Genomic DNA, 20,739 nt, shown 5'->3' on the forward strand with positions numbered 1-20,739 from the left:
GACACCCTAGAGTGGTTTTGCCTTGTGATGATTGGTCTTGTGTCTGTCGCAACCATGGCTTACTGGGTTTATGCCAATAAGCAACAAAATATATATAAGCAGAAACTGAAGCTTATTCATGCGGGCATATCGACTCTAACACCAGCCATTGAAGCTGCAATTTTTGATGAGTCGGGCAAATCAATTTGGACGACGCACCCCAACACCTATCCCAATCAAGAAGAGTTTTTACGCAAAATCCTGAATCGTATTGCACCAACTCCGGAGGCGGCTGAACTCAAGGCAATGATCGAAGGCCATGTTCGCGGAGAAATCCTGGTGAGTGGGGGGGGGAATGGGTTGGGGCAGGACCAGAAGTGGTGGTTGTTGGCAACGGCACCCCTTGATATTGGGGGATATTTTGGTCGCAAAGGTCTTATGGCTGCCCTTCGGGATATAACACCCCATTTTGCCAGTCACAATCAGTTGAAGCACAATTATGCTGCGCTTGAGTCCTTTGTGGATAAGGCACCTATTGCGGTTGTTTATACCAATACATTTGGGTTAATCACTGGCACAAACACAACGTTTTGTCGGTGGCTTGGACTCCCCCGAGAGGGGCTTTTGGGAATGGCGCTTCAAGCTTTTTTGGGAGAAGAATGGGCGCAAGGTAAGCCCATTATCCCTGTGCACAGTCCCCATACGGTTCCTTTCAAGATGTTGGCGCTCACCTCGCAGAAATCTCAACCCCTTCTTTTTTGCCGAGCGGACAGTCTTCTTTCCAGTGGGGCAGGGGCCGGGGTGTTTAAACAAGCTTTTTCAGATGCAACAATTCCGGCCGTCATGATTGGTGAGGATGGCCAAATTATTGACCACAATCCTTCCTTTTCCGTAATGGTGGGGGAGATGAAGCCGCATCAAGACTTCTTTGAAATGATTCATCCCGCCATGCGGTCAGAAACAACGACCAAGCTGCGTCGGGCCTTTGAGCGAACCACCCCACCAACACCTTTTGAAATTCGTTTTGATGAGGATAAAATTCAGACAACCACCTATGTCTCTCACTTGATTCAAGAAGATGACACACCCATCCTCATGCTCCAATTTCTTGATATTTCAGAACAAAAGCGCCTGGAGCGACAATTCATCCAATCCCAGAAAATGCAAGCGGTAGGACAATTAGCTGGTGGTATCGCTCACGACTTTAACAATTTACTGACTGCGATGATCGGGTATTGTGATTTGCTTCTTCAAAGGTATTTGCCCAATGATCCTGCCTATACGGATGTGATGCAAATAAAACAAAACGCCAATCGCGCGGCGAACCTGGTGCGCCAGCTTCTTGCCTTTTCTCGCCAACAAACGTTGCAGCCCAAGGTTGTTCATATTACGGACAATTTGGCGGATCTCTCGACTCTATTGCGCCGGCTTATTGGTGCTGGCATCGAGCTGAAAATGATTCATGGTCGGGATCTGTGGCCTGTAAAGGTTGACGTGAGTCAGCTGGAACAAGTTATTATTAATCTCGTTGTCAATGCAAGAGATGCCATCACGAATGGAGGGACACTGACCATCCGCACCAGCAATTACCAATGCTTGAAGCAACAACGGATTGGCCATGATCTGGTAGCAAAAGGGGATTATGTCATGATCGAGGTTATCGACACCGGGCATGGTATTCCGCCCGAACATTTAGAGCATATTTTTGAGCCGTTCTTTTCGACAAAAGAAGTGGGGGAGGGAACGGGTCTTGGACTTTCCACAGTTTATGGAATCGTGAAACAAACCGGTGGGTTTGTTTTGGTGGATAGTGTGCTTAAGGAGGGGACAAGCTTTAAGATTTTACTTCCTCGTTTCGACGGGATTGAAGAGGTGCACACCCCCCACGTTGAAGCCCCTTCGGGAGACTTGACCGGGGGCGGTACGATACTTTTGGTAGAAGATGAAGATGCGGTACGCATGTTCAGTGCCCGCGCTTTGCGGGAAAAAGGCTACCGTGTCATTGAAGCGGACAGTGGTGAGTCGGCGCTCGACATCGTCAGCAATGGCGAACCCTTTGATCTGTTGGTAACAGACGTGGTGATGCCGAAAATGGATGGTCCAACTTTGAGCAAAAAGATCCGAGATCTATATCCCGATACGAAGACAATTTTTATTTCAGGGTATACGGAAGATACTTTCCGCAAAAATCTTGACCATAACGCAAAAATTCATTTTTTGCCCAAACCTTTTACGCTAAAAGACCTAGCATCTAAAGTCAAAGAAGTGCTAACAATAACTCAGGAAGTGTAACGATTCAGCTTATGGACAACTGCGGCGCTCCATCTCGCTTCCGGTGCTCACTGACATTAAAGTCAGCTCCGCTCCGGTTCTCGATTCCGCTTGCATTTGCCTCATAATCTGAATCGGTAGGTAATAATAAAATAAAAGGAGAATGACCCATGTCGAACGACCTATCCCGTGGTGATAAAACCAAAGCCTTAGACGCGGCCCTATCGCAAATTGAACGTGCTTTTGGAAAAGGCTCCGTGATGCGCTTGGGTCAGCGGGAAAATGCGGTTGATGTTGAAGTTGTCTCTTCCGGCTCTCTTGGTCTTGATATCGCACTCGGCATTGGAGGACTCCCTAAGGGCCGTATTATTGAAGTGTATGGTCCTGAATCTTCGGGTAAAACAACCCTGACACTTCATGTGGTTGCAGAAGCCCAGAAGGTCGGCGGCACATGCGCGTTCATCGATGCGGAACATGCCCTTGATCCAGGCTATGCAAGAAAATTGGGTGTTAATTTGGATGAGTTATTGATTTCTCAGCCGGATACAGGGGAGCAGGCCCTAGAAATTGCGGATACCCTCGTGCGCAGTGGTGCCATTGACGTGCTCGTCATCGACTCTGTGGCAGCGCTTGTCCCGAAAGCGGAATTAGAAGGGGATATGGGCGACTCTCACATGGGCCTTCAAGCGCGATTGATGAGCCAAGCACTTCGCAAGCTTGCTGGGTCAATTTCTAAGACCGGCTGTATGGTCATCTTTATTAACCAAATTCGTCAGAAAATCGGAATTGTATTTGGCAACCCAGAAACAACCACCGGTGGTAACGCGTTGAAGTTTTATGCGTCAATTCGTCTTGATATTCGTCGCATTGGCGCCATTAAGGACAAGGATGTGGTCACGGGCAACCAAACCCGTGTGAAAGTTGTGAAGAACAAGATGGCTCCGCCCTTCAAGGTTGTTGATTTTGACATTATGTATGGGGAAGGCATTTCTAAGACGGGCGAGCTTATTGACCTTGGTGTTCAAGCGGGCGTCATTGATAAGTCCGGATCTTGGTATTCTTATGGAAGTCAACGCATCGGCCAAGGCCGGGAAGCAACACGGGCATTCTTGAAAGAAAATCCAGAAATGTTTGCTGAAATTGAAAAAGCGGTTCGCGATAATACCGGAGTTGTCGCTGAAGCAATGATTGCCAGCCCTGAATCTATGATAGAAGACGCGGCGTAAAACTGGGGGGATTTAGGGGTAAATTCATGCGAACGCTCACAGACATCCGATCCACCTTTCTTCAATTTTTCAAAGACCAGGGCCATGAGCAGGTCAGCTCATCCCCCTTGGTCCCGCGCAATGATCCGACACTTTTATTTACCAATGCGGGGATGGTGCAGTTCAAGGATGTGTTTACAGGCGCAGATAAGCGCCCTTATGTAAGAGCGACGACATCCCAGAAGTGTATCCGAGCCGGGGGTAAGCACAATGACCTTGAGAATGTCGGCTATACCGCTCGCCACCATACCTTTTTTGAAATGTTGGGAAATTTTTCCTTCGGGGATTATTTTAAAGAAGAGGCGATCTCTTTTGCTTGGGATCTGGTCACGAATCATTTTTCCCTTTCGAAAGAACGGTTGTTGGTCACGGTATACTCAGAAGATGAGGAAGCCGCCAAATTCTGGAAGAAGATTTCGGGGTTGTCAGCGGATCGCATCATCCGTATCCCGACGGCTGATAATTTTTGGTCCATGGGCGATACCGGTCCGTGTGGTCCTTGCACGGAAATATTTTATGACCACGGAGAAAAGGTTTTTGGGGGCCCTCCGGGGAGCAAAGATCAAGATGGCGACCGGTTTACGGAAATCTGGAACCTGGTCTTTATGCAATATGAGCAATTTGCCGATGGCCGGCGCATTCCTTTGCCAAAGCCATCCGTGGATACGGGCATGGGGTTGGAGCGTTTGGCCGCCGTTTTGCAAGGGGTTCACAACAATTATGACATCGATCTATTTCAGGCTCTGATCCAGGCCTCTATCGACCTGACTGGTATGAAGGATCCGGCCCATCGCCAATCGCATAACGTGATCGCGGATCATTTGCGGGCATGTTCTTTTCTTTTAGCGGAAGGGGTTCTTCCCAGCAATGAAGGTCGCGGGTATGTCTTGCGCCGTATCATGCGTCGCGCCATGCGCCATGCTCATATATTAGGGGCCAAAGATCCGTTGATGTGGCGCTTGGTGCCGACCCTCATTAGTTTAATGGGCACGGCGTATCCGGAATTAATCCGGGCAGAATCCCTCATTGTGGAGAATTTGCGCCTTGAGGAAGAAAAGTTCCGTCAAACCTTGGAGCGGGGGTTGCGACTCTTGAATGAGGCCACGGCTCCTCTCGGGGTTGATCAACCGCTGCCGGGAGAGGTTGCGTTTAAACTCTATGACACCTTCGGCTTTCCCCTTGATCTGACCCAAGATGTGCTGAAAAGCGCTCATCGTAGCGTCGATTTAGAAGGGTTCCAAACCGCGATGGCAGCGCAGAAAGCTGCCGCACGTGCAGCCTGGGCTGGATCGGGCGAGTCCAAAAATGAGCAAATCTGGTATGACTTGCATGAAGAATTTGGGGCGACTGAATTCTTAGGGTATGACGCTCTGGATGCGGAAGGCATTGTTCAAGTGATCTTGAAGGATGGTCAACGCATGAAAGAGGCAATCCACGGCCAGGAAATTGCCTTGATTGCAAATCAAACGCCTTTCTATGCGGAATCAGGTGGTCAGATGGGAGATCAGGGGAACCTTGTAACGGCGTCCGGGGCTGAACTTCAGGTAACCGATACAATTAAGCAGGGAGGGAGCCTTCACGTTCACCTGGCCAAGGTTATCAAAGGAACAGTATTGCCAGGTGATGTAATCAAGCTGCATGTGGATACGAAGCGACGCACTCTGCTTCGGGCTAATCACTCAGCGACCCATTTGCTTCATGCGGCTTTGCGACAGATCTTGGGGGAACATGTTACCCAAAAAGGGTCTCTTGTGGCGCCAGATCGCTTGCGCTTTGACTTTACGCACACCAAACCGTTGAGTCGGGAAGAGATGGTGGAAGTTGAGCGCTTGGTGAATGACCATATTATAAGGAATAATCTCGTCCACACCCATTTAATGAATACGGAGCAAGCGATTAGTCACGGAGCAATGGCTTTGTTTGGCGAACGGTATGGAGATGAGGTTCGGGTGTTAAGTATGGGAGAGCCAGAAGAGGGCGAAAAGCCGTTTTCCGTGGAACTTTGCGGCGGCACCCATGTGAACCGTACTGGGGATATTGGGATGTTTAAAATGATCAGCGAAGTGGGCATTGCGGCCGGCGTGCGTCGCATCGAGGCCCTAACGGGTCTAGCAGCATTAGCGTATGTGACCGAGACGGAAGGCACAGTGTTACAATTGAGCAGTCTCACAAAATCAACACCAGCAGAACTTGCTGCGCGCATTGACACCCTCCTTACGGAACGAAAGAATCTAGAGCGACAAGTGACGGATTTGCGCCGTCAGATGGCGCTTATCGGTTCAAATGAGGGGGGGAGCTCAAGCCAAGGGCCAGATACCATGGTAGTAGGCGCCTTCAAAATGATCGTACGTCACTTAACGGACATCCCCGCTAAAGATTTAAAACCCCTTGTGGATGATCTGAAAAATCAAATTGGATCGGGTATTGTTGTGGTAACGAGCGTTATGGATGGGAAATCCTCCTTGGTTGTTGGGGTATCTGAAGACTTAACAGCGATCCTCAATGCCGTGGACTTGGTCCGCGCAGGCGCCGCCATTTTAGGCGGGAGTGGCGGTGGCGGAAGGACTGATCTTGCCCAAGCAGGGGGCAGCAAAGCCAACGTTTCAGAAGCTGTTGAAGCCATTGTGAGCTTACTGCGTCAGCAGTGACATGCGCCATTGTGTCACATAAGACACACTTCTCCTCTTTTTGTAAAACCTAGATATCGAAAAATCTTTTTGTTAAGTATTGGTGCGTAAAACTATAATTGTGTAAAAAGTATGGTTAATCAATAAGTTAACAAATAGTTAATGAGTTGATATGGTATGTTTATATTAAGGAGTTATATTATGAAAAAGTTAGCTTTAGCTCTCGTTGCAACTGCATTCGTTATTGGCGCTGCAGATGCAAAACAAATCCAAACTGGTTTCTATGCTGGTATTCATGGTGGTTATGGTGCCAATACTGCTAAATTTAATGCCCAAACAAACCCAGCATCACCTGGTTCTGTAGATATTGGTAGCGGTGCTGGAAATCTTGGTATTCATGGTGGTTATGGATATGTTTCTCATTGCCTCTATGTTGGTGGTGAAGTTTCTTACACATGGGAAAATGCAAAAATTTCCAATAATTTTGGACAACAAAATGGCCGTGTTGAGTTGAAGCGTAATGGCTATGCAAGAGTAGCTTTGCGTGGTGGTTGGTTGTTTTCACCAACAACAATGGGTTACATTGCCTTGGGTGGAAACTGGGGTAAGTGGACTTTGAATGATAATGCTAATAATGGCAACTTTGGTGTAAATACACCAGGTTCTGGATCAAAGAATCGTTTTTCTTTTGCGCCAGGTGTTGGTTTAGAAACAGCCGTTGCTAGGAACGTTTATTTGCGTGCTGAATATACATACGAATGGGGTCCAAGTGTTCGTGCAGTAAACCAAGCTGTTCCAAACATTTCTGATACCGCATCAAACATTCGTAGTCAATCTGCTAAACTTGGAATATCTTACAAGTTCTAAGGCTTTTGACCTTATTACAACAAAAGAAGACCCTGCACCTCGGTGCAGGGTTTTTTGTTTTCGCCAATATTCATTGTAACGAAGTCTGGTCTGTCCTGAACTCCCTATCCTAACGTGCTTAGAGGTTATTGCCTACTAAGGGCACTCAACCTAAATGTGTCTCACAAGACACACTCTTAGATTTTATATATAAATCAAGTTGACTAACTGTTGTATTCGATTGGAGACATGCGTAAAAAGTGTCCTTGTGTGAAAGTTACGGGTGATCAGATTTCTGATAAACGATCTGATTATAAAATAAATAAAATAAAGGAGTTAGATTATGAAAAAATTAACGTTAGCCCTCGCAGCAAGCGTTGTAATGTTAAGTGCTACACAAGCAAACATTTCAACAGGTTTCTACATTGGTGCAGCTGGTGGTTATGGTTCAACAACAGCAAAAGAAACAGCTCAATTTAATGGTCAAGGTGTTCCTGGTTCCGTAGATATTGGTGGCAATGCTGCTAACATTGGTATCTTTGGAGGTTATGGCTGGGTACAAAATTGCCTATACTTTGGTGGTGAAATTGGATATTTCTTCGAAAATACAAAAATTCGTGACACATTGGACACCAATGTTCCAGCAACAGGCGGTGCTTTTGAATTGAAGCGCAATGGCTACTTTAACGCAGCATTGCGTGGTGGTTACTTGTTCACTCCAAACACCATGTTGTACATTCGCTTAGGCGTCAACTGGGGTAAGTGGACATTAAGAGATACCTTAAATGCATTCTCAACTACGAACGCAGGTAGTGGTTCCAAGAACCGTATGTCTTTCGCACCAGGTCTTGGTTTGGAAACAGCGATTCATAAGAATGTATACTTACGCGTTGAATATACTTATGAATTTGGACCAAGTCTTCGTGCAACAAATAATGCAGCCTTGTCCAATAACTTTGTTAACGTGGGCACAATCCGTAGCCAATCTGGTAAAATCGGTTTGGCTTACAAGTTCTAAGGATTCATTCCTTAAAACGTCAAAAGAAGACCCTGCACTTCGGTGCAGGGTTTTTTTTGTTTGATCAGTGGCGCTCCTTGAAATGACTGTATGTTGTTGTTTTCATATAGTATTTCAAAAAAATACTTGTGAAGCATGTTAAGCTCGAGCACGTGCCCCATTCACTGGCTTTAATCACGACCCCTAGAGTTTTCTGATCCCTTATGTTACCCCTTAAAAGCAAGAAAACTCTTTACAGGTATTATGATGACGAAGCTCACACTGGTTGATGGATCTGGTTATATTTTTCGAGCATTCCACGCTCTGCCCCCATTACGGCGCCCAGATGGTGTGCCTGTGGGTGCTGTTTACGGGTTTTGCACAATGTTGTTTAAGACATTGCTGGAAACCAAAACGGATGCCTTGGTGGTTGTGTTTGATGCGGGGCGCCAAACCTTCCGCCAGGAAATTTACGCTGATTATAAGGCGCATCGTCCGGATCCACCTGAAGATCTGATTCCCCAATTTCAACTCATTCGCGATGCTTGTGCAGCCTTTCATGTGCCCAGTATTGAGGCTGAGGGATTTGAGGCAGATGACCTCATCGCGACCTACGCTCAGCACGCGCAAGAGGCGGGGTATGAGGTGTGTATCATTTCTTCCGACAAAGATCTCATGCAATTGGTGCGCCCTGGCGTCTCGATGCTTGACCCCATTAAGAACCGCACCATTGGGGAGGCGGAAGTCCTGGAAAAATTTGGTGTTCCACCCTCGAAGGTTGTAGAAGTCCAGGCCCTTGCCGGGGACGCGAGCGATAATGTCCCGGGTGTCCCGGGTATTGGCATTAAAACTGCTGCAGAGCTCATCAACACCTATGGGGATTTGGAAAGCCTTCTGAGGTGCGCCCATGAAATCAAGCAACCTAAACGACGGGAAGCTCTTATGGAGAATGCTACAAAAGCCCGTATTTCTCGTCAGCTTGTTTCGTTGCGCCATGATACGCCGCTTCCCCTTGCTCTGCCTGATTTAAAAGTTCGCCCCTTGGATCAAATGGTCCTCAATACATTCTTGCGCACCCAGGGGTTTAACAGCCTGATCGCACGGATTGATCGGCAGAACACAGTTGTAGCCCCGGCAGGTACTCAAGAGCTTCCGGGCTTCTCCATGGCTCAAACGCCGCAACTTCAAACCACCTATGAGACAGTGACGACGCTGGAAGCTTTGACCCGCTGGATTGATAAAGCCATGGAATCCCCCATCATCGCCATTGATTGCGAAACCACGTCCTTAAATGCGGTTGAGGCGACCTTGGTGGGGCTTTCTCTGGCTATCAATAAAGATCAAGCATGTTATATTCCCGTCGCCCATCAAGCAAGTACGCCTCAGCTCACGAGAGAGGCGGTATTGAGCGCCTTGCAACCGCTTCTCACCCATCCAAGTGTCTTAAAGGTTGGTCATAATTTGAAATATGATCTCGTTGTTTTGGGTAATTATGGGGTCACGATCTCTCCTCTCACGGATACCATGCTGATGTCTTATGTGCTAGATGGGGGGAGAAATGGACATGGGATGGACGAGCTTGCTGAGCGTCACCTCGGTTATAAAACCATTAAGTTTGCTGATGTTTGTGGTACTGGAAAGGCGATGAAAACTTTTGATCATGTGCCCCTCGATCAAGCAACAGCGTATGCAGCAGAAGATGCCGACATCACGCTTCAGCTCTACCATGTCTTTTATCCCCGATTGATTGCGGAGAAGATGGTTCACGTGTTTGAGCGCCTGGAGCGCCCCCTTGTTCCTGTTATTGCGGCGATGGAGCGCCAAGGTATTCGGGTAGATCGTTTGCTTCTGGATCGTTTAGGTCAAGAATTTTCTGACCAAATGGTGCAATTGGAAACATCTATTTATCAGCTGGCAGGGCGGGTGTTTAATGTGGGATCACCAAAGCAGCTTGGCGAAATTTTGTTTGATGAGTTGAATCTCTCCATGTCTCCTCCTGCGGAGGGGACTCAAAAAGTAAAGTCGCCAAAGAAGACAAAGACGGGGGCATATGTAACTGATGTTGATGTTCTTGAGACCCTGGCCGCGCAAGGTCATGACTTGCCTGTGCGGGTGTTGGAATGGCGAGGTCTTTCAAAATTGAAATCGACTTATGTGGATGGATTGATAGCGGCCGCGTCCCCCAAAACCAGCCGTGTTCACACATCTTATGCATTAGCAGGAACATCAACAGGGCGTCTTTCCTCATCGGATCCGAATCTCCAAAACATTCCTGTTCGTACCGAAAATGGCCGTAAGATTCGGCAGGCTTTTGTGACGGATGCGGGGAAACGTCTGGTCTCCCTTGATTATTCTCAAATTGAGTTGCGCCTACTGGCCCACATGGCGGAGGTGCCGGCTCTCGTTGAGGCATTTCGCAAAGGCCTTGATATTCACACCATCACAGCGTCCACGATGTTTGGCGTTTCCCCGGATCATATCGATGGCACCTTAAGGCGCAAAGCAAAAGCCATCAACTTTGGCATTATCTATGGAATCAGCGCATTTGGCCTTGCAAATCAACTGGGTATACCTCAAGGGGAAGCTGCCGCTTATATCAAGAAGTATTTTGAGACCTATCCCGGGATTCAAGATTACATGGAACGGTGCAAAGAGCTTGCTCGCCGACAAGGCTATGTCCAAACACTGTGGGGTCGAAAATGTTATACGATGGGGATTCAAGACAATAACCCGGTTGCTCGTCAATTTGCGGAACGTCAGGCCATCAATGCCCCGTTGCAGGGAAGCAATGCAGACATTATTAAACGGGCGATGATTCACATTCCCCCTCTCTTGAGTGATTTGAATTCAAAGACTTGTATGCTTCTGCAAGTTCACGATGAACTGGTTTTTGAAGTCCCGGAAAGCGAGTTGGAGACAACCGTTCCAGAGCTCAAAAAGCTAATGGAGAATGTCCTGGTCCTAAAAGTGCCCCTTGTTGTGGGTGTTGGGATTGGGAACAACTGGGATGAGGCTCACTGAGTGAGGTGTTGAGTGATCAGTATAGTTCTGCCTAGGTGAGAATGGAAAGAGTAAGTGAATCAAAAATTAAGTTAAGTCATTGCGAGGAGCGCATGCGACGAAGCAATCCAGGGGTAGTAGGAGCGACCCAAGTGCGTTTAGGATTTCAGGAAAATTAATGGCTTGTCTTTGGCCCCTGGATCGCTTCCTCGTTCGCCTCCGCAAAGCTGCGGCTTAACTCCTCGCGATGACGTCATTGTTTAAATCACAAAAAATAATGAACTCATCAAGCCCCTATCTTACTTCGGGACGAGGACCATGATCATTTGTTTGCCTTCTAAACGCGGCATTTGTTCGACTTTGGCAGTTTCTTCAAAAAGTTCACGAAGGCGCGTTAAAACTTGCATGCCAATTTCATGGTGAGAAATTTCCCGCCCCCGAAAGCGCATCGTAATTTTGACTTTGTCCCCATCTTCAATGAATCTTTTAATTGATCGACATTTCACCTGAAAGTCATTTTCATTGATTCCTGGTCGCATCTGAATTTCTTTGATTTCGACAATTTTTTGATTTTTCTTTGCTTCAGCCTTCTTCTTCTGTTGCTCATATTTATATTTGCCATAATCAAGAATTTTGCAAACCGGAGGATCAGCATTGGGAGAGACTTCGACAAGATCAAGACCAGCAGCTTGGGCCATTTGTATGCCTTCAAAGCGAGTTATCACCCCGATCATTTCCCCATTTTCATCAACCAAACGTACTTTGGGAGCGGTAATCTCTCCATTGACGCGGGGGCCATCTTTTGAGGTTGTCGGTTCATTTGGTAAACGTGCTATAGTGATCTCCTTAATGATTATAAAATGATATATCGTTACTATTAACACAATGGTTATCATATGGTCTAGACTTTGCAAGAAAAAAGATCAAGGAAATAGTTCATCGCAGGGTTAATTCTCCCACTTCTTTAAAATTATTAAAAAATTTTATCTAACCCCGTTGCTCTGCCCCTCACTTCATCCTATGATTGATATATGAATGACTAAATTTTGGGTATGAGATCATGATTATCACTTGTCCGTCGTGTCAAAAAAAATACCTTATTGAGAACGACGCAATGCCCGAAAAGGGCCGTCAGGTTCGCTGTGGTGACTGTGGCAATGTTTGGTGGCAAGAAGCGCAAGAAATGTTGGTGTTAGACCCAAGAAGAGAGGGAGTCCTTGAAAAAGAACGGATCTCTCACAACGTAAATCCCGGTCTCAATATATTAGAAAAGTCGTTGGCTGATGAAGAAAGGCCACGGGGTTTAAAAGCTTTTATTCATAGGTTTTATTTAGATTGGTTCGTTATTGTTACGGCTATCGGTATTGTTGGTTTTGTGACTTATCGTGAACGGGCGACCCTGTTTGACCATGCCCCGAGTTTAAAGCGTGTCCTTAATCCCCGCGTCGGCGGAAATCCAGCTGCAGCTGGGCCAGGTCTTATTGTTCAAGGCATCAATTATGATGCAACCCATCATAATAATGTGCCGCATCTTCTCGTCACGGGAGAGATCGTCAATGTTTCGTCACAATCTGTATCCATTCCCCCTTTGACCATAACAATTTCTGGTAAAAACAATGGTCAAGTGATGAAACCAAAATCCCATTCGTGGCAGCACGCCAATAAGGGCGAAGAATTACTTCCCGGCGGGCGTCTTCCCTTTCAAACCATTACAACCCACCCCGGTTGGTCCACGATTGATAAGATTGATGTGAGTTATTAAAAGAGGGGTGGATAAATTACCCTTTCTCCAGATGCTTCTGTAAGGATGAGCGCGAATTAACATTATAAGTTGAAAAAACACGACTGATCGTTTAAGTAGAAGCAGAAGCTAACATAATAGAAACGATCTTAACGTCATGAAAATATTTGATATCTCTTTTGAAAACGCCCATGTCTTGTGTTTAGGCGACCTGATGTTGGATCGCTTTGTTTATGGTTCTGTGGATCGCATTTCCCCAGAAGCACCCGTGCCTGTTCTTAGAATCAATCGTGATTTCTATGCGCTCGGTGGTGCAGGCAATGTGGTGCGAAATTTATCTGCCCTTGGATGTCCGACAACGTTTGTTGGGATTATTGGCAAAGATGATGCGGGACAGAAGACAAAAGACCTCCTTGCAACTTTACCTCTCGTCGATGCACAGCTGACAGGAGAAGGTCGTACACCCGTGAAGTCTCGATTCATTTCAAACGCTCAGCAGCTTTTAAGGGTGGATGAGGAAGTGGTTTTAGAGCCCTCAGCGGCAACTGTAGAGGCCCTAAAAGCCATGGTCACAGACCAATTACCGCGGGCTCAGGTGGTCATTTTATCGGATTATGGTAAAGGATCTCTTCCCCCTGAACTTTGTCAATTTGTGATTCAAGCAGCAAAAGCAGCGGGAATCCCCGTCATTGTCGATCCCAAAGGTCAAGACTACGCCCGTTATGAAGGTGCAACCCTCCTGACGCCGAATGAAAAGGAGTTGCGGGAAGTCACGCCAGGATCGATCACTTCCGATCAAGATGTTGTTCAGGCCTTGCAACGTCTCAAAGATCTCCATCAATTTGAGTCTGTTATGGTAACGCGTGGTGCAAAAGGCATGACATTGCTCACTTCTTCTGGGCCTGGTTCTAAAGCAGAACCCGTTCATATCCCAACGCAAGCCCGCGAGATTTTTGATGTATCCGGCGCTGGAGATACCGTCATCGCAACACTATCGGCTGCGATCAGCTCCGGCCATTCTATGGAGGATTCGGCTCGACTCGCAAATGTGGCCGCTGGAATCGTGGTTGGCAAAGTTGGAACGGCCGTCGTGACCCAAGATGAGTTGGCCGCCGCTGCCCTAAAGGCTGAGACGCTGGCGCCGTGCAGGATCATGACTTTAGAAGAGGCCAATCACCAAGCCCAAATCTGGCGTCGAAAAGGGTATACGGTCGGCTTCACCAATGGGTGCTTTGACCTTCTCCATTTAGGCCATCTGTTCTCCTTAGAGGAATGTAAAAAAGCGTGTGATCGTCTCATCGTGGGGCTCAATACAGATTCGTCTATCAAAAAATTAAAAGGGGAGAGCCGCCCCATTCAAGCTGAAATTGTCCGAGCTCATGTTCTGGCCGCGTTAGAGTATGTCGATGCGGTCATTTTGTTTGAAGATGACACCCCTTTAAGACTTATTGAAACCCTTCTTCCGGACATGCTTTTCAAAGGCGCGGATTATACAATCGACAGGGTTGTGGGCGCTGATGTGGTTATGCTGAATGGTGGTAAAGTTCACCTCATCGACCTCAAACCCGGCTATAGCACGACGGCGACGGTCGAGAAGCTTCAAAAGAGTGGGTGAGTTATTCTCATAAGAAAGAGATTCTTATGATGCTGCACACCCCTCACCTATCAACTCGCTTTGCTCGTTGCTGACCTCTCCCACAAGGGGAGAGGTAATAACAGCCACTTTTCTCATATTTCAGAGATCCACTATTTAGTAACTCGTGCATTTTTACCTCTCCCCTTGTGGGAGAGGTCGCTGATGAGCAGCGCGAAGAAGCGGGTGAGGGGTTTATGGCCAAAATTCACTGGGAACTATGACGTCGAGTGAATTATTTATTCTGGAAAAATTTTTTAAGCAAACATAACGAAGCTATGGTTTAACTTCTCGCAATTCCCTGTTTGCAATCATTCACAAAATTCATCACCTTACGTGGGTTTCCCAATAATGCTATAGTCAGGCCTATGGCCTATGACGTTGTGAATTTTACGGAGTTTTATTCGACCCCCCTTGGGCAGGCCGCAGGGCACCAGATCCAGGGGTGTATCCATCATATGTGGCCGGATCTTTCCGGACAGACTTTGTTGGGACTGGGGTATGCGCTTCCCTATTTGGATTTTTACCTGAAACCTTCCGAAAATATCATTGCTTTAATGCCTGCGCAGCGAGGCGTTGTGTTGTGGCCGGATAATGGGAACTCTCGCATTGCGCTTATTGAAGAGGGGTGTTTGCCTTTGCCCGATGAATCTGTGGATCGTATCTTGATGATCCACACCCTTGAACATACGGAACAACCGCGCCAACTCTTGCGAGAAGCTTGGCGAGTGTTGAGAGGGCAGGGGCGGTTGTTGATCATTGTTCCCAACCGGCGTAGCATGTGGGCGCATCTTGACAGCACGCCCTTTGGGCATGGACAGCCCTATACCATGACCCAGCTAACCACCTTGTTGAAGAGTAACCTGTTTACGCCTGTGTCGACCAAGCGCGCGTTGTATATGGTTCCGAGCCAATCCCGTCTGATGATGGCGTGTGCGCCTTTCTTGGATAAGATTGGCAATCAGGTTTTGCAAAAATTTTCAGGGATCGTGTGCGTTGAGGCGATGAAGCAAGTTTATGCGGGAACGCCCATGCGCGCTCTAAAACCCGTTCCTGCCCCAAAGCTTGTTGGGGCTTAAGATTTCCCCACTTTAAACAAGGGGACCGGACCTAAGAACACTTCCCCATCCTCGATTTTCAAAGGCAATGTGAGGTCATGAAGCCCAATTTTACCTAAAAATTCGCTGCCCGCTGTAACAAGGCCCGCTTGTGATGCATCAATAACGCCAGCGGTCACCAATTCCTTCAACATCTTATCGATATTTCGGATTTTCACATCCATTTTACCGTGGATTGGTGCTTTCGTATCAATAGTCCCTTCTCCACTTAACCCAAATTCGATACCATTTGCAAAAAAGAGGTCTGGCGCATCTGTCTTTAGAGAGAGTTGATGACTCCCCATTTCATAAAGGAAATCAAAAGAGGCGCGGGAGCCCCCGAACTCGAGAAGAGGGAGTTTGGCGTTGATGCCAGTGAGGACGAGCTCTGAGACTTTCACACGTGATCTTAACTCTGCGGTGTCCAAAATCCCGCGGGCATCTTGAATGGCCAGCGTCTCGGCGGATTTAACGTCTTGTGCTTGGATATGTGCGAGGCGCCAGTCGCGCCACCCTTGCCGAATGGTAACCGTCGTAGCGGCAAGAGGTGTTCCAGACACATTGACATGAAAATTCTTTAAAATCAGATGACTTTGAAGGAATGGCCAGATTGAGATGGACATCGAATCAAGAGTTATCACCCCTTGTGAAAGAGCAATTTCATTTTCCAGGGTTCTTTTTAAAATGAAGTGTTTGCCAAAATCAAAGGCGATGGTCAGAAGGAGGATTGCCAGGAGGGACTTGACAATGCGCCCTCCCCAAGTTGCATTGCTTTGGTTTTGTTTGGATGACATGATCGACTCCTAATTTGGTTTCACCTTATTCAAAGTTTCGCAAGTCATTTCAATGCGGTCAACTAATTTCTCCATAAAATCAGCCCGGGAAAGACCTGGTTGGATGGGCTCTAAGAATTGAATGGTGATTTGCCCGGGTTGTTTTAAAGGACTGCGACGGCCCCAGAACAAGCCGGAATTGAGTGCAACAGGTACGACGGGTACGCCCAAATCGCGATAGAGAACACCGACGCCTGCTTGATATTCCGCGGGTTTGCCGGGAATGCTGCGTGTCCCTTCGGGATAAATAATAAGGGGGCGACCTTGCGCGGTGATCCGCCGTGCACCGTTGATCAGACTTTTTAAGGCACTGGCCCCTGCACCCCGATCAATGATCACCATTCCCATGCGCCAGAAATATAGATTGATCAGCGGAATCCACATCAACTCACGCTTTAAGGCGTAGCAAGGGCGGTTAACAAGAATATGGAAAATGAGAGTTTCCCAAGCGGATTCATGCTTGCAGGCAACGATACAAGGTCCTTTCGGGAGATTTTCCAACCCTTCAACGCGATAGGTGAGTCCCACAATGGTTCTCAAGAGTCCCATGGACACATGAACCCAAACACGCCCGGCCCAAAAGATCACCTTTTGTGGCAGGAGCATCAAGGGCAAAAACAGAATCATTAGGATGAAAGATGCGATATAAAATGACGCATCAAATATAAATGACCGTAAAAATCTTATCATGTTGATCCTCTTATATAATGCCCGAATTGTGGGTCAACGGGCCAAAATTTGCAATCTCTTTGTTGCCTGAAAATTAACCCCATTTCCCAAGAGATTCGTTCCGTCTATACTCAAGTTATTAAATTTCTTAAGGAGGGCTCTCATGAAATCAATTCGGTATCTTCTCATCCTGTTCACTTTCTTTTTTGTCACTGGTGTTGATGCGGATGCCCCAAAAGTGTATCCGCCAAAAATTCCACAACCAGTTCTCCCTTACGCGTTAGGTGCCCTTGCCCCGTACATCTCTGAAAAGACGCTCACATTTCACTACACGAAGCATCACCTGGGTTATGCTGAAAAATTAAATGATTTGATGACCGCAAATAATTTGGCGGATCTGACATTGGAAGAAGTGATCAAAAAATCCTATAACGATCCGAAGCTAACACCCCTCTTTAATAATGCAGCACAGACCTGGAATCATAGTTTTTATTGGGCATCCATGAAAGAAAAAGGGGGGGGAACGCCCACTGGAGCAATCAAAGATCTCATTGAGAAGACCTTTGGAAGTTATGATGACTTCAAAAAACAATTCGTGGAAGCAGGTGTCAAACAGTTTGGAAGCGGCTGGGTGTGGTTGGTTCTCGAAAAGGATAAAACCTTAAAGATTGTCACGACAGGCAATGCAGATTTACCAATGGTTCATGATCAAAAGGCTCTTCTGACCTGTGATATTTGGGAGCATGCCTATTATTTGGATTACCAAAACCGTCGAAAGGATTATGTAGAAGTTTTTCTGGACCATCTTGTTGATTGGGACTTTGCAAACAAAAATCTGGAGGGGTGATTTGACAAAGTATTGGAAATAAAGTTTAACTTCTGTGTTGAAGAATTTTAAGTGGTCACGCATAAGTAGATAAGCATTAAGAAATAAGTAGGTTTAGGAAGCACATCAATGGACTCTAAAGTAAATGCATGGATCTTGGCAGATCACGGCAAAATTGGGACGTACAGCCAGTGCTTGGGCATTGCGCAAGCCCTTGGACTGACGCCAAAATTTAAATCCATGAAGCCGCGGATGCCTTGGCGTGTTCTGCCACCTCAGCTTTGCTTTGGCGCAATTTACTCCCAGACACAAGGGCATGATCCTCTCAGTCCTCCGTGGCCGGATGTCCTCATCGCAGGCGGGCGTGTATCCGCGGCGCCAGCGTTAGCGATTAAGAAACGAAACAAGAAGTGTTTTACGATTATCTTACAAAAGCCGTACATCAGTCCCAAACATTTTGATTGTGTTATTGTGCCGTATCACGATCACGTGAAGGGGAAAAATGTGATCTCCGTACTCGGGGCCCTCCATCGCTTGAATGATGCTGAGATTAGGTCCGCAGCTGAAGTGTATACGCATCCTGAAATATCGCCGCTGACGACGGTTCTTTTAGGGGGCGATAATCGCCATTATAAATACCAAGAAGCGGATATCAAGGCCTTGGCGGAAGCTTTAAAGAAGATCGGGGGCCATACGTTTATAACCCCATCACGCCGAACGTCTCCTCATTTACTCCAGATGCTGAAAGACAATTTAATGGGGCATTCCTATGAAATTTGGGATAGCGTCGGTGAAAATCCCTATCCTGCGTATCTTGGATTGGCCGATCAAATTATAGTAACTCAAGACTCTATTTCTATGGCCTCAGAAGCCTGTTATACAGGAAAACCCGTCTATATTTGGGAGGCAAATCATACGTCACCCAAGTTTCGAGAATTTCATAATGATCTTTATGATCAAGGGTATGCTAAGCCATTCCAATATCCATTTCCTCAATGGACACCCAAAAAGCTCGATGAAATGGGGCGTGTTGTCGCCATTATCAAGAAAAAGTTGGGGTGGAGCAAAACCACCAATGACAAAGAAGTTTAATCTTCCCCTCTCTCTGGCTCAAGGGATTGAAGTCATCCGACAAACCGTGAGGACTTTGCCTCAAGTGCCGGGTGTCTATCGGATGATCAATGGGCGAGGTGAGGTCGTCTATGTGGGCAAGGCGAAGGACCTTAAGAAACGGGTTGTCTCCTATACCTTCGCAAATAAGCTTCCCCACAGACTCCAGCGGATGGTTTCTGAAACCATTTCAATGGAAATTGTTACAACCCACACTGAAACGGAAGCTTTGCTGCTTGAAAGCAACCTGATCAAAAAACTGCAGCCCCATTATAATATCCTTTTAAAGGACGACAAATCTTTTCCTTACATTCTGATAACACAAGGGCATCCGTATCCGCGTCTCGAAAAGCATCGAGGGCCTCAGCGTCAAAAGGGAAAATACTTTGGGCCTTTTGCTTCTGTTCTTGCGGTTGAAGAAACGATGATTCTTCTGCAGAAGGTATTTTTGCTGCGGAATTGTAGTGATTCATTTTTTGAGAAGCGCACCCGGCCTTGTCTTCAATATCATATCAAGAGGTGTAGCGCTCCTTGCGTTGATAAAATTTCAGGAGGAGATTATGCAACCCTCGTAAAAGAAGCCTTGGCCTTTTTAAATGGGAAGACGACGCGTATCCAAGAATATTTGGCGGACAAAATGAGCCAAGCGAGCAAAAATTTAGCTTATGAAGACGCGGCCTCTTATCGCGATCGTTTGCGCCTGTTAACCCGGATACAGGCCCATCAACGAATTAATATGTCTAAGATTCGTGATGCAGATGTGATAGCGGGAGCAAGAGAGGGGGGACAAACGTGTGTTCAGATTTTCTTCTTCCGAGGGGGGAGAAACCTCGGCACAGCTTCATTTTTTCTGGCTCATACGGATGATGCCGGTCTCGAGGATCAAATCGCTGCCTTTTTAACCCAGTTCTATCAAGATCGCGCGCCCGCCTCTATGGTGTTGCTCAGTCATAAGCCACCAGAGTTGCCCCTTATTCGTAAAGCCTTGCAAGAGAAATTTGGGGTTGCGACCTCTTGGGAAGTTCCAAAATCAGGTGATAAGCGTGACCTTGTAGAACACGCATTAAGCAATGCACAAGGGGCTTTAAGCCGGAAATTTGCTCAAAATGCAACGTTTGAGGTGCTTCTCGATCAAATGGCTGTGCTCTTTCAGATGTCCAAGCGGCCAGAGCGTATTGAAATCTATGATAATAGCCATTTGCAAGGAACTCATCCCTATGGGGTGATGGTTGTGGCAACCCCCCAAGGTCTTGAGAAAAAATCATATCGGAAATTTGCGATTCGATCTTCACCGTCGACGTCCATGGGAGACGACTATGCCATGATGGGTGAAGTCCTTCATCGTCGGTTTGCCCATGCGGGGGAGAAAGATTGGATCTTACCTGATTTGATTTTGGTCGATGGGGGGCAGGGTCAGCTGAATGTGGCCTTAAAAGTCATCCAAGAATTGGATGTTGATGGCATTACCGTTGTTGGTGTTGCCAAAGGACCGGATCGAGATGCGGGCCGTGAAAAATTTTTCCAAAGTGGACGCGACAATTTTACGCTGCCTGAAAACGATCCCTTAATGCACTTTTTGCAACGTCTTCGAGATGAGGCACATCGCTTTGCTATTGGAACCCACCGGGCGAAGCGTGCTAAAACCCTTGTGCAGTCGCGTCTTGATGAAATTCCGGGGATTGGCCCTACACGGAAAAAAGCGCTCCTTCATCATTTTGGATCGGCTCGCGGTGTCCTTGCTGCAAGTCTTCAAGACTTAACGTTGGTACCTGGAATAAATAAATCTGTTGCAAAAAAAATCTATGCATACTTTCATGAGAAGTAATAACATGAAAAGTAATAGAA

15 protein-coding genes are annotated in these 20,739 nt (G+C 46.9%); 12 read left to right on the plus strand and 3 right to left on the minus strand.

Annotation, left to right across the window (positions count from 1 at the left end):
• The first annotated feature begins 27 nt into the window (after window positions 1–27).
• From K2Y18_01755 to polA, 6 genes are all read left to right on the plus strand, one after another.
• Window positions 28–2,271, plus strand: coding sequence for a response regulator (locus tag K2Y18_01755; protein MBX9804459.1), 2,244 nt, complete (start codon window positions 28–30; stop codon window positions 2,269–2,271).
• 149 nt (window positions 2,272–2,420) lie between these two features.
• Window positions 2,421–3,476: a recombinase RecA gene (gene recA / locus K2Y18_01760; protein MBX9804460.1), complete on the plus strand. Its 1,056-nt coding sequence runs from the start codon at window positions 2,421–2,423 to the stop codon at window positions 3,474–3,476.
• Window positions 3,477–3,502: 26 nt separating this feature from the next.
• Window positions 3,503–6,163: an alanine--tRNA ligase gene (gene alaS, locus K2Y18_01765; protein MBX9804461.1), complete on the plus strand. Its 2,661-nt coding sequence runs from the start codon at window positions 3,503–3,505 to the stop codon at window positions 6,161–6,163.
• A gap of 180 nt (window positions 6,164–6,343) precedes the next feature.
• Window positions 6,344–7,009, plus strand: a complete 666-nt coding sequence (locus K2Y18_01770; protein MBX9804462.1) for an outer membrane beta-barrel protein — start codon at window positions 6,344–6,346, stop codon at window positions 7,007–7,009.
• Window positions 7,010–7,331: 322 nt separating this feature from the next.
• Window positions 7,332–8,006: a porin family protein gene (locus tag K2Y18_01775; protein ID MBX9804463.1), complete on the plus strand. Its 675-nt coding sequence runs from the start codon at window positions 7,332–7,334 to the stop codon at window positions 8,004–8,006.
• A gap of 243 nt (window positions 8,007–8,249) precedes the next feature.
• Window positions 8,250–11,006 (plus strand): DNA polymerase I, encoded by a 2,757-nt coding sequence (gene polA / locus K2Y18_01780; GenBank protein ID MBX9804464.1) that lies wholly within the window; start codon window positions 8,250–8,252, stop codon window positions 11,004–11,006.
• Window positions 11,007–11,284: 278 nt separating this feature from the next.
• Here the strand turns inward: polA and infC are convergent, their stop codons facing one another.
• The gene (gene infC / locus K2Y18_01785) at window positions 11,285–11,881 is read right to left on the minus strand and encodes a translation initiation factor IF-3 (protein MBX9804465.1); all 597 of its coding nucleotides are present in this window, start codon (window positions 11,879–11,881) and stop codon (window positions 11,285–11,287) included.
• Between the two features lie 164 nt (window positions 11,882–12,045).
• On the opposite strand from infC, the gene K2Y18_01790 reads away from it, so the two are divergent.
• The 3 genes from K2Y18_01790 to K2Y18_01800 all read left to right on the plus strand — a co-directional run bounded on the left by K2Y18_01790 (window position 12,046) and on the right by K2Y18_01800 (window position 15,438).
• Window positions 12,046–12,747, plus strand: coding sequence for a zinc-ribbon domain-containing protein (locus K2Y18_01790; GenBank protein MBX9804466.1), 702 nt, complete (start codon window positions 12,046–12,048; stop codon window positions 12,745–12,747).
• 136 nt (window positions 12,748–12,883) lie between these two features.
• A complete protein-coding gene (gene rfaE1, locus K2Y18_01795) occupies window positions 12,884–14,341 on the plus strand; it encodes a D-glycero-beta-D-manno-heptose-7-phosphate kinase (GenBank protein ID MBX9804467.1) in 1,458 nt (485 codons plus the stop codon).
• A 386-nt stretch (window positions 14,342–14,727) separates the two neighbouring features.
• On the plus strand, window positions 14,728–15,438 hold the full coding sequence (locus K2Y18_01800; GenBank protein ID MBX9804468.1) for a class I SAM-dependent methyltransferase: 711 nt from the start codon (window positions 14,728–14,730) through the stop codon (window positions 15,436–15,438).
• Here K2Y18_01800 and K2Y18_01805 read toward each other — a convergent pair.
• The gene (locus K2Y18_01805; GenBank protein ID MBX9804469.1) at window positions 15,435–16,250 is read right to left on the minus strand and encodes a DUF2125 domain-containing protein; all 816 of its coding nucleotides are present in this window, start codon (window positions 16,248–16,250) and stop codon (window positions 15,435–15,437) included. The two genes, K2Y18_01800 and K2Y18_01805, sit on opposite strands and share 4 nt — an antisense overlap.
• Before the next feature lie 9 nt (window positions 16,251–16,259).
• On the minus strand, window positions 16,260–16,976 hold the full coding sequence (locus tag K2Y18_01810; GenBank protein ID MBX9804470.1) for a 1-acyl-sn-glycerol-3-phosphate acyltransferase: 717 nt from the start codon (window positions 16,974–16,976) through the stop codon (window positions 16,260–16,262).
• 145 nt (window positions 16,977–17,121) lie between these two features.
• Here K2Y18_01810 and K2Y18_01815 point away from each other — a divergent pair, with 145 nt between their 5' ends.
• The 3 genes from K2Y18_01815 (at window position 17,122) to uvrC (ending at window position 20,719) form a co-directional block, all read left to right on the plus strand.
• Window positions 17,122–17,805, plus strand: coding sequence for a superoxide dismutase (locus K2Y18_01815; GenBank protein MBX9804471.1), 684 nt, complete (start codon window positions 17,122–17,124; stop codon window positions 17,803–17,805).
• Between the two features lie 108 nt (window positions 17,806–17,913).
• Window positions 17,914–18,876, plus strand: coding sequence for a mitochondrial fission ELM1 family protein (locus K2Y18_01820; GenBank protein MBX9804472.1), 963 nt, complete (start codon window positions 17,914–17,916; stop codon window positions 18,874–18,876).
• A complete protein-coding gene (uvrC, locus tag K2Y18_01825) occupies window positions 18,860–20,719 on the plus strand; it encodes an excinuclease ABC subunit UvrC (protein MBX9804473.1) in 1,860 nt (619 codons plus the stop codon). The genes K2Y18_01820 and uvrC overlap by 17 nt, the downstream gene beginning before the upstream one ends.
• The last annotated feature ends 20 nt before the right edge of the window (window positions 20,720–20,739 follow it).

The organism is Alphaproteobacteria bacterium (assembly GCA_019746225.1).
Classification (GTDB): Bacteria; Pseudomonadota; Alphaproteobacteria; order Paracaedibacterales; family VGCI01; genus VGCI01.

What these genes read in the sequence shown, in the direction of transcription:
- K2Y18_01755 (MBX9804459.1), top strand. Translation starts at nt 28, where the DNA reads ATGATTGGTCTTGTGTCTGTCGCAACCATGGCTTACTGGGTTTATGCC.
- recA (MBX9804460.1), top strand. Translation starts at nt 2,421, where the DNA reads ATGTCGAACGACCTATCCCGTGGTGATAAAACCAAAGCCTTAGACGCG.
- alaS (MBX9804461.1), top strand. Translation starts at nt 3,503, where the DNA reads ATGCGAACGCTCACAGACATCCGATCCACCTTTCTTCAATTTTTCAAA.
- K2Y18_01770 (MBX9804462.1), top strand. Translation starts at nt 6,344, where the DNA reads ATGAAAAAGTTAGCTTTAGCTCTCGTTGCAACTGCATTCGTTATTGGC.
- K2Y18_01775 (MBX9804463.1), top strand. Translation starts at nt 7,332, where the DNA reads ATGAAAAAATTAACGTTAGCCCTCGCAGCAAGCGTTGTAATGTTAAGT.
- polA (MBX9804464.1), top strand. Translation starts at nt 8,250, where the DNA reads ATGATGACGAAGCTCACACTGGTTGATGGATCTGGTTATATTTTTCGA.
- infC (MBX9804465.1), bottom strand. Translation starts at nt 11,881, where the DNA reads ATGATAACCATTGTGTTAATAGTAACGATATATCATTTTATAATCATT.
- K2Y18_01790 (MBX9804466.1), top strand. Translation starts at nt 12,046, where the DNA reads ATGATTATCACTTGTCCGTCGTGTCAAAAAAAATACCTTATTGAGAAC.
- rfaE1 (MBX9804467.1), top strand. Translation starts at nt 12,884, where the DNA reads ATGAAAATATTTGATATCTCTTTTGAAAACGCCCATGTCTTGTGTTTA.
- K2Y18_01800 (MBX9804468.1), top strand. Translation starts at nt 14,728, where the DNA reads ATGGCCTATGACGTTGTGAATTTTACGGAGTTTTATTCGACCCCCCTT.
- K2Y18_01805 (MBX9804469.1), bottom strand. Translation starts at nt 16,250, where the DNA reads ATGTCATCCAAACAAAACCAAAGCAATGCAACTTGGGGAGGGCGCATT.
- K2Y18_01815 (MBX9804471.1), top strand. Translation starts at nt 17,122, where the DNA reads ATGAAATCAATTCGGTATCTTCTCATCCTGTTCACTTTCTTTTTTGTC.
- K2Y18_01820 (MBX9804472.1), top strand. Translation starts at nt 17,914, where the DNA reads ATGGACTCTAAAGTAAATGCATGGATCTTGGCAGATCACGGCAAAATT.
- uvrC (MBX9804473.1), top strand. Translation starts at nt 18,860, where the DNA reads ATGACAAAGAAGTTTAATCTTCCCCTCTCTCTGGCTCAAGGGATTGAA.